General features: G+C 60.7%; 7 protein-coding genes. All 7 read right to left on the bottom strand.

The annotated features are described in order from the left end of the window. Positions 1-19 precede the first annotated feature (19 nt). Positions 20-2,473, bottom strand: coding sequence for a glycosyltransferase (locus P0D73_RS42145; RefSeq protein WP_408179375.1), 2,454 nt, complete (start codon positions 2,471-2,473; stop codon positions 20-22). Positions 2,474-2,530: 57 nt separating this feature from the next. Continuing rightward, on the bottom strand, positions 2,531-3,319 hold the full coding sequence (locus tag P0D73_RS42150) for an ABC transporter permease (RefSeq protein ID WP_342960110.1): 789 nt from the start codon (positions 3,317-3,319) through the stop codon (positions 2,531-2,533). 229 nt (positions 3,320-3,548) lie between these two features. Continuing rightward, a complete protein-coding gene (locus tag P0D73_RS42155) occupies positions 3,549-5,720 on the bottom strand; it encodes a glycosyltransferase family 2 protein (protein WP_408179374.1) in 2,172 nt (723 codons plus the stop codon). 84 nt (positions 5,721-5,804) lie between these two features. Next, positions 5,805-6,701, bottom strand: a complete 897-nt coding sequence (locus tag P0D73_RS42160; protein ID WP_408179372.1) for a glycosyltransferase family 2 protein — start codon at positions 6,699-6,701, stop codon at positions 5,805-5,807. Beyond that, a complete protein-coding gene (gene rfbD, locus P0D73_RS42165) occupies positions 6,698-7,594 on the bottom strand; it encodes a dTDP-4-dehydrorhamnose reductase (RefSeq protein WP_408435750.1) in 897 nt (298 codons plus the stop codon). Before rfbD ends, P0D73_RS42160 begins: the two co-directional genes overlap by 4 nt. Positions 7,595-7,605: 11 nt before the next feature. Further along, positions 7,606-8,157 carry a dTDP-4-dehydrorhamnose 3,5-epimerase gene (rfbC, locus tag P0D73_RS42170; protein ID WP_132375865.1) on the bottom strand — a complete coding sequence of 184 codons (552 nt, stop codon included), beginning with the start codon at positions 8,155-8,157 and terminating at the stop codon, positions 7,606-7,608. Then, positions 8,142-8,754: sugar phosphate nucleotidyltransferase (locus tag P0D73_RS42175; RefSeq protein WP_408435752.1), on the bottom strand; the 613-nt coding region annotated here is incomplete at its 5' end. The genes rfbC and P0D73_RS42175, both read right to left, overlap by 16 nt.

The raw sequence follows: 8,754 nt of genomic DNA on the forward strand, positions 1-8,754 counted from the left end.
CGCGGCCCCGGTTAGCCGACTAGGTCAGCGCCTCGATCAGTTCCTTCTCGCCCGTGGCCTTCTGCTCGACCAGCCGCTCGCAGATCGCCCGATTATGCGCGGCCATCTCCATGCGCGTCGCCGCGTCCGGAATCAGCCCCTTGGCAAAATCCTCGACGTTCACGAAACGCATGCCGTACGTGTTGAAGTCGCCGATGTTGGGCGTATCCACGATGGGCACGATGCCGAACGCCAAATACTCGATCAACTTCGTCGGGCAGGACACGTGGTTCACCACCATGTCGTCCCGCAGAATGAAGCCGAAATGGCAGTGCTGATACACCTCATTGAGTTCGGCGCGCGTCGCGCTGGCCACATGGAAGTTCGGGTGGCTTTGAACCTCGGGCGCCGCCGCGTTTCTCATCACGTCGACGTCCGGCGTGTACATCCACCAGTCGGCGTGTTCAAGCGCTCGCGCGACCACGTTCATCATGGCAGGTACGTTTTGCCACTTCTGCGTGCCGCCGGCATAAATAACCGTGGGCCGGCCATCCTTGTAGGGCCGCACCGCTTCGCTGCCCTCTTCCAATGCGAAGATCGGCAACACGATCACTTTCGCGCGCAGCAGCTCGCGGTACTTGTGTGCGAGATAGTTGCCCATTGCCTGCGACACGACGATCACACGGCTCGCCTTCTCCACCGCCGTGCGCTCGCAATCGTCATGGATGCGCGCGGAGAAGAAATCGTTGTGCATCCGAAATTCTTCGGGCACGACACCGTGCACGTCGAGCACCCATTTCAGGCCCGGTACGCGGAGCGCCGCTTCGGCCGCCGCATTCGGCATGCGCAGGACGCTGTGGAAATAAACGCGCTTGAAGCGGCGCGCCAGCAGCGCCACGACCCGGCATTGATTGACCGACTGCAGGGAAATATTGAGGACCCAGGCGTTATGCGCCGCCCTTTCGATAAAAGGCTTGGCCTCCGGATGACCGCGTACATCGCAATACACCCGGTGCGTCGTGGGAAACAGCGAATCGATCGCCTTCACGCGCTGGAAGTAGCCGTCGCGCTCTCGCTCCTTGGTCGGATACGGAGCGAAGAAAAGAATTCCTTCGCCGTGCAGCATCAGTTGCAACAATTCGTATCCGCGCACGAGGCGGCTCACCTTCGAGGTGGGGAACTGTGCCGCGCGAGCCAGCCGGTTGATCACGCGTTGCATCAGACCGAGCGGCTTGTCTTGCGGCTTGGCGGCTTGCATTGCGGTTAGCTCGCGAGCCATGCCCGACGTCCTGGCGACCAGCGCGCTCAGTTCATGAGCGAGCGATTCGAACCGGACCGTCATGCGCTGTACGATCTCCGGCGCGACACCTTCGCCGTCCGTCGACAGGTATTGCTCGATGTCCGCGTCGATACTGTTGATCACGGGAAGCAAGGAAGCCGCCGACGCACGTTCGTCGACATGGCGCCCCATCACCAGCGAACGGAGGTCGGTCAACCCCTCCGCCTGGATGCGCGCGATTTCTCCGCTCAAGTGCTTCGAATAGTCCTCGAGACCTGCCACGAGCGTGCGCATCTGGCGCGCGTACAGGTGATGCGTTTCGAGGTGAATCGGAAACCGCTTCGGCGAGGCAATCGCAAACAACGAATCCTGCATCCAGGCGGTCACGGACAGGCGCGTGCGATCTTGCCATGCGCGGCCATGCTTCTCTTCGAATCGCGCGCGGTTTTGCGCGGCGAATCCTTGGGCCTCGACGACATCCAGCTTGCCGAACGACGCCGAGCCCCAGTGATGGATATACACATCACGCGCCACATGCATCTTGAAACCGGCTTCCAGAATGCGGACGCAATGGTCGTCGTCTTCGTAGGCGCCAGGAAAGAATCGTTCGTCGAGCGTGCCCACGTGTTCGATCAGCTCGCGCGAAAACAGCACGCAGTAATAGCTCAGAAAGTCGCTGTCGACCGTCAAGCCCAACCAGCCTTCGCGCCGGCGAATGGCGAATTCGGTGAGCACCGGCATATCGAGCGCGGCGCTGCCTTCGCCCAGTCGGTTGCGGTCGCCGAGATGGTAGGGAATCGGAATGCCCTGCTCATTGTTCGACGCGTTGGTCAGCGGGCCGATCGCATCCTTATCCGCCGCGACGAGGTAGTCCAGCCAATGGTCGGTGACGATGACGTCGCTATTGAGCAGGCAGATATGCGTGATCGCCGGGTCCGACAGGCAGTACTCGATACCGACGTTATTACCACCGGAAAATCCGAGGTTCTTGTCCTGCTGGAAGAATTTGCCTTGCAGGCCATGCTGGGCGACGGCGTTCTCGAACGTGGCCTGCACGGCGGCACGCTCGGCCGGCCGGGATGCGTTATCGATCGCGGCCACCACGAATTCCGTATCGCTTCGGGTCTTGATCAGGCTCTCGATCGCAAGCGCGAACACCTCCGCTGAATTGAAGGTTACGATAACAATACCAACACGCGCCTTCTTGCTATTCATTATATTAATCCAATACCTGCCGACGTTAATTCGACTTATACCTTTTAAGCGAATTTCTTAAAGCACATCAGGAAATCCTTTTTTGGATTTCATGAAAAACCAGTAGCACACGCATAGAAAAGCAATCGAAATCGCCAATTGAATAATCATGCCGACCGGATCGGGCCATTCGCCAAAGAAGAATGCGTGCCGTACGTTTTCCAGCACCGGAGTAAAAGGATTCATCGCGACCGCGAATCGCAGGATTTTCGGCACCATGTCGAGCGGATAAAACACCGGGCTCAGATACATGATCGCCATGGAGATTGGCGGCACCAGCAGCTTGATGTCGGGCAGATAGACGCCGAGCGACGCCAGCAGATACGTCACACCCAGCACGGCGAAAAACATCGGCAACAGGACAACCGGCAGCGCAATGGCGGACAGCGGCGGCAAGCCGACGAACACCAGGTTGAACAGGAGCAGAAGACCGTAGCCGATCGCCGCGTTCACGACCGCGGACAAGGTAATGGCGAGCGGCAATACTTCGAGCGGGAACACGACCTTTTTGATGAAGTTCGGATTCTCGCGCATCAGCATCGGCGCGCGCAGAAAGCATTCGGAAAAGAACGTGTAAGTGATCAGTCCGCTGAAAAGAATCAGCGCGGACGCCTTACTGTTTAACCCTTCGCCCGCCCAGCGCGCCTTAAACACGACGCTAAAAACAAAGAAATAGACCAGCAAGGTGAGGATTGGCGTAACGATCATCCAGACGGAGCCGAGCGCCGAACCGCGGAATTTAGTCGCAAGGTCACGGCGGACAAAGTCCCACAAGAGCGACCGATGCCGCAAAACAGAAATTTGCATTGATAGATTCCGACAAACCGTCTGCATTTCGATTGTCCAAACCGATGCAAACGGTGCTAAAAATTCCGGCGGCTCGTTGACAGGCGCGCCGGAACGTAATGAATATTTCTGGATACAGCCGCCGCCATCTTAACCCGGCATTCTGCCGTAGCGGACTGAACCCAGTCAAATCAGGCCCTGCGCGCCGCAAGGCCCTTCGTGCAGGCGTCAGGCCGCCTGAGCCGCGCCGCTATTCGAATTGACCGATGCGCGGCGGCGACGCCAGCGTAAACGGCAGAACCTCGCAGTTGAGCGACAGATTGGGGTTGTATGCCGGGTCCCGTTCGAACCAGCCCTCCCAACGTGCCTCCATGCGGCGAATCTCGCTGACGAAGCGCTCGTACTTCACCGGATCGTGGTCCGAGCCGCGCGTGGCCGATTCGTGGTGGTACAGCTCGGCGTACGGCGTCCAGATATTGCGGTAGCCCGCCTTCAGCAGCTTCATGCAGAAGTCCACGTCGTTGAAGGCGACCGCCAGCTCTTCTTCCAGGCCGCCCACTTCGTCGTAGACCGACTTCCTGACGACGAGGCAGGCGGCGGTCACCGCCGACAGATTCTGCGTCGCCACCGCGCGGCCGAAGTACCCGTAATGCCCACGCTTCATCATGTGATGCATGTGGCCGGCAATGCCGCCGAGACCGAGCACCACGCCGCCGTGCTGCAATGCATCACTCGGATACCACAGACAGGCGCCCACCGCGCCGGCGCGCGGCAGATTGGCCAGACTGACCATTTCATTCAACCAGTCCGGCGAGATCACTTCGATATCGTTATTCAACAGACACAGGAATTCGCCGGTCGCCACGCGTGCCGCGCGATTATTCAGAGCCGAGAAATTGAACGGCGATTCATCGCGCAAAACACGCACATTAGGACGCTGCGACACCTCGTCGAAATATCTCAGTGTCTCCGGCCTCACGCTGCCATTGTCGACGATGATGATTTCGAAATTCTGATAAAGCGTCCGCGCAAAAATACTGTCGAGACACTGCTTGAGCAGCGCGAGCCCATCGCGCGTCGGAATCATGATCGACACTTTGGGCTGCGGGCTCGGCAACGTATAACGCACGCGCAGCACGCCAAGTGTTTCGATCGGGTGCTCGACCGTCGCGCTGATGTTGGCCCGCTTCAGATGATCTTCCAGCGCGCGAATCGCGGCGATCAACGCATAAGGCTTCTCGCTGCCGCTGCCCGCCGTGCTGCCGGGCACGATGCGCCAGTGATACAGCACATGTGGAATGTGGATCACGCTGTCGTCGCCGGCAAGCTCCACGCAGCGCAACGCCAGGTCGTAGTCCTGGCTGCCTTCGAAGCCCTTCCTGAAGCCGCCCGCTTCCCGAACCAGCTTCGTCTCGAACACGCCCAGATGGGAAAACATGTTCTGCGTCAGGAACATTTGCGGGTTCCAGTCGCACTTGAAGTAAGGCGTGGTGCGCTTGCCCTCGGTGGTGAGCTTGTCTTCGTCGCTGTAGAACATCCGGCCTTGCGGATGCTGATTGATGTAGCGCGCCACCATGTAAAGCGCGTGCGGCGGCAGCAGGTCGTCGTGATCCAGCAAGGCGACGTATTCGCCGGTCGCGAGCGCGAGCGCACTATTGCTGGCTTCGGAAATGTGGCCGTTCGTCTCGCGGAAGACGACCTTGATGCGGCTGTCGGCAGCGGCCAACTCCTGCAGGACGACCTTGACGTGCGGCTGGGTCGACGCATCGTCCGCGATGCACAACTCCCAATGCGGATAGATTTGCGCCTGAACCGAGGCAACCATTTCGCGCAGCAGACGTTCGTCGCTATTGAACGTCGGCACGACGACGGAGATCAGCGGCTTGCGCGCCAACCGGCCGATATCCGCTTCGATTTCGAGTTTCCTGGTCGGCGTGACCGTGTCGTACAGGCTGATCCACTCGTGATAAACCTCGTCACGCGGCGGACCGTCGGCGAAGCCGCGGCCGCTTTTGAGCCGGCGCACGCGAGCCACGACGCCCGGCAGACCTTCGCGCCGGATCGTCGACGCGTAGTAGCCCAACGCGCTACCCAGCCCGCCCCTGACCTCGGCCTGGCGGCTAATGGTGCTGAACGCGAGGCGCACCGCCTTCACGACGCGGGCAAGCGAGCGCAGCGGCGCCGTCACCCGCCACGAGGTCGAATTGATTAAAGCGGCATTCTCAACTTCCAGTTTCAGAATCCGATTGTTCAGCTTCGCGATCGACTCGCCATCGCGCAGCGCATCATCAAGCAGTTTTTCGAGCAGTGCCACACGCCCCTGAAGATGGCGCATATCCTCCGCGCCATGCGACAACGGCTCATCTTGGGAGACGTCCTGACTGACTACATCCTGCTGATGCTCACCAAATTTTGTGTTCATGCATTTCCTTCCTGCTCATCCGACGAGCTGACTGCTGCTCGTCGGTTTCCTGACCAATGGCACTGACTACCGCCGCACCGCGTTCTAAAGCCTGCCCAACCGCCCGCGAATGCCGTCCCACATTCCAAGCAACGCCATTTTCAAATGGGCCATCCGCTGCGAGGGCATCAATGAATAGATGACGAGCCGCACGGGAAATTTGACCAGTTCGGACGACTTCCACGTCCAGGGCACATAGGAACGGCCAATCAGCACAACGGCATTGCGGAACAGGTAGTAATGGCGTAACGGGCTATGCATCGGATACGCGCGGCCCAGTACGCGGACCGGCTCGCCGCCGAGTTCATGGCTCATGTGCACCCATGGCACGCCCAGCACCCGATAGCCCTTCTGCTTGGCACGCACACACCATTCCAGGTCGACAAAATCGATGAAAAGCGCGTCGTCCATCGGACCGATGCTCGACCACCAGCGCAAATTGATGCACGACCCCGACGAAATCAGGAAGTCGACCTCGATGGGCTGATCGCCCTGCGGCACGATGCGCTCCAGCGTGCCCCACTTGAAGCGCACGAACGGCGCGAGGCCGCGCAGGCGCGCATCTTCGTAGGCCGGGCCCGCCAGCGCGACACGCTCTCCCGATGCGTTGGCCGCGTCGATGACCTTCGGCAACTCCGTGAACAGCGACGCGGGCGGCTCGCTGTCCTGATCGAAGATGATCGCCATGTCGAAGCCGCCGCGAATCAGCGCTTCGACGCCCTGATTGATCGCTGTCGCGATGCCCGCATTCTCACCGTTGGGCAGGTACTCGATCGCGCCGGCTAGTCCCAGCTCGCTCGCTGGGCGCACGTCCGGCGTGTTGTCGACCACCACGCAGTGCATCCTTGCGGCGAGCCGGTTGGCCCGCTCGATACAGGCCGCATCGGGGTTGTAGAAAACAACGACGGCCCCCGTACGCGATGTCAGCGGCGTGCTGCTCAACGCTCGGCCAGGCAAAGTTGCAAGGCGTCGCGCCAGTCCGGCGCCTGCACGCCGAACGTCCGTGCAAGCTTGTCATTCGACATGCGCGAGTTGCCGGGCCGCTTCGCCGGCGTCGGATAGGAAGCAGCCGGGATCGGTTTGACGGTCGGCGTTTTCGCCAGACCCGACAGTTCGAAAATGGCCTCGGCAAAACCGTGCCACGATGCCGAACCCGTCGCGGTCAGGTGATAAACGCCCGAATGCTGCTGCCACCAGTCGCTCTGGCCCGGCGCCGCTGCCTGCGCGAGTACGTTCGCAGTGAGCGCCGCAATCGTTTTCGACCAGGTCGGCGCGCCGACCTGGTCGGCGACCACGCTCAGCTCGTCACGGTCCGCGCCGAGGCGCAGCATCGTCAACAGGAAGTTCTTGCCGCGCGTGCCGTACACCCAGCTCGTGCGGAAAATGAGGTGCGCGCAACCGCTCGCGGCGATGGCCTGCTCGCCGGCCAGCTTGGTGCGTCCATACGCGTTTTGCGGATCGGTGGGATCGTCTTCGACGTAGGCGCCGTCTTTCTCACCGTTGAACACGTAGTCGGTCGAATAATGGACCAGCGCCGCGCCCAGCTTCTTCGCTTCTTCAGCGAGCACGCCGGGCACTTCGCCGTTGATGCGCATGGCGAGATCGAATTCCTCTTCCGCCTTGTCGACCGCGGTATAGGCTGCGGGATTGACGATCAGCGTCGGCCGGATGCTGCGCACCACGGCACGCACCTGATCCGGATCGGACAGATCCATCGCGGCGCGGTCCACCGCGACCACCGTGCCGAGCCCTTGCAGCGTACGCGCGAGCTCGAAGCCCACCTGGCCATTTACGCCGGTGACGAGGATCGTTCGCTTGGCATCATGTGCGCTCATGCTCCAGCCCCTTACTCGAACACGTCAGCATCGGCAAGGCGCTTGGCCGCCGCGTCTTTCGCAGCCAGCAGCGGCTCGGCGTCGATCGGCCATTCGATGCCGATCTCCGGATCGTTCCAGACGATGCTGCGCTCGTGCTCGGGATACCAGTAGTCGGTGGTCTTGTAGAGGAACTGCGCGGACTCGGACAGCACCACGAACCCATGCGCGAAACCGGGCGGCACCCACAACTGCCGGTGGTTATCGACCGACAAAACCACGCCGGCCCATTTGCCGAAATTCGGCGAACTCTTGCGGATATCGACAGCGACGTCGAACACCTCACCTTCGACGACGCGCACGAGCTTGCCCTGCGCATTCTGGACCTGGTAATGCAATCCACGCAGCACGCCCTTCGCGGAGCGCGAATGGTTGTCCTGCACGAACTCGACGCCCGGCTCGACCTGCTCGGCGAACTCCTTCGCGTTGAAGCTCTCGAAGAAAAAACCTCTCGCATCGCCGAACACCTTCGGCTCGATGATCTTGACTTCAGGCAACGCGGTAGCGGTTACTTGGATGGCCATGCCACTTGATCCGTAAGAATGTTTTGCAGATATTGCCCGTAGGCGTTTTTGGCGAGCGGTTTGGCGAGCGCCTGCAACTGCTCGCCGTCGATCCACTGTTGCCGGTAAGCGATCTCTTCCGGACACGCGACCACGAGGCCCTGACGCTTCTGCAGCGTAGCAATAAAGGTGGCCGCTTCGATCAGCGAATCATGCGTGCCGGTATCGAGCCACGCGTAGCCACGACCCATGATTTCCACTTCGAGCGCGGCATTGGCGAGATAACGCGAGTTGACGTCGGTGATTTCAAGTTCGCCACGCGGCGACGGCTTGATGTCCGCGGCGATGTCGCAGACCTGCTTGTCGTAGAAGTACAGACCCGTGACCGCGTAGTTCGAACGCGGCTTGGCCGGCTTCTCTTCGATCGACAGCGCGCGGAACTGCTTATCGAACTCGACCACGCCGTAACGTTCAGGATCGTGCACGTGGTACGCAAAGACCGTGGCGCCTTCCGTTTTCTCGTTGGCTCGCTCGAGCTGTTTCGCGAGATCGTGACCATAGAAAATGTTGTCGCCAAGAATCAGCGCCGACGGATCGCTGCCCACAAAATCCCGGCCG

The organism is Paraburkholderia sp. RL18-101-BIB-B, assembly GCF_046026985.1.
In the GTDB taxonomy this organism is placed as follows: Bacteria; Pseudomonadota; Gammaproteobacteria; order Burkholderiales; family Burkholderiaceae; genus Paraburkholderia.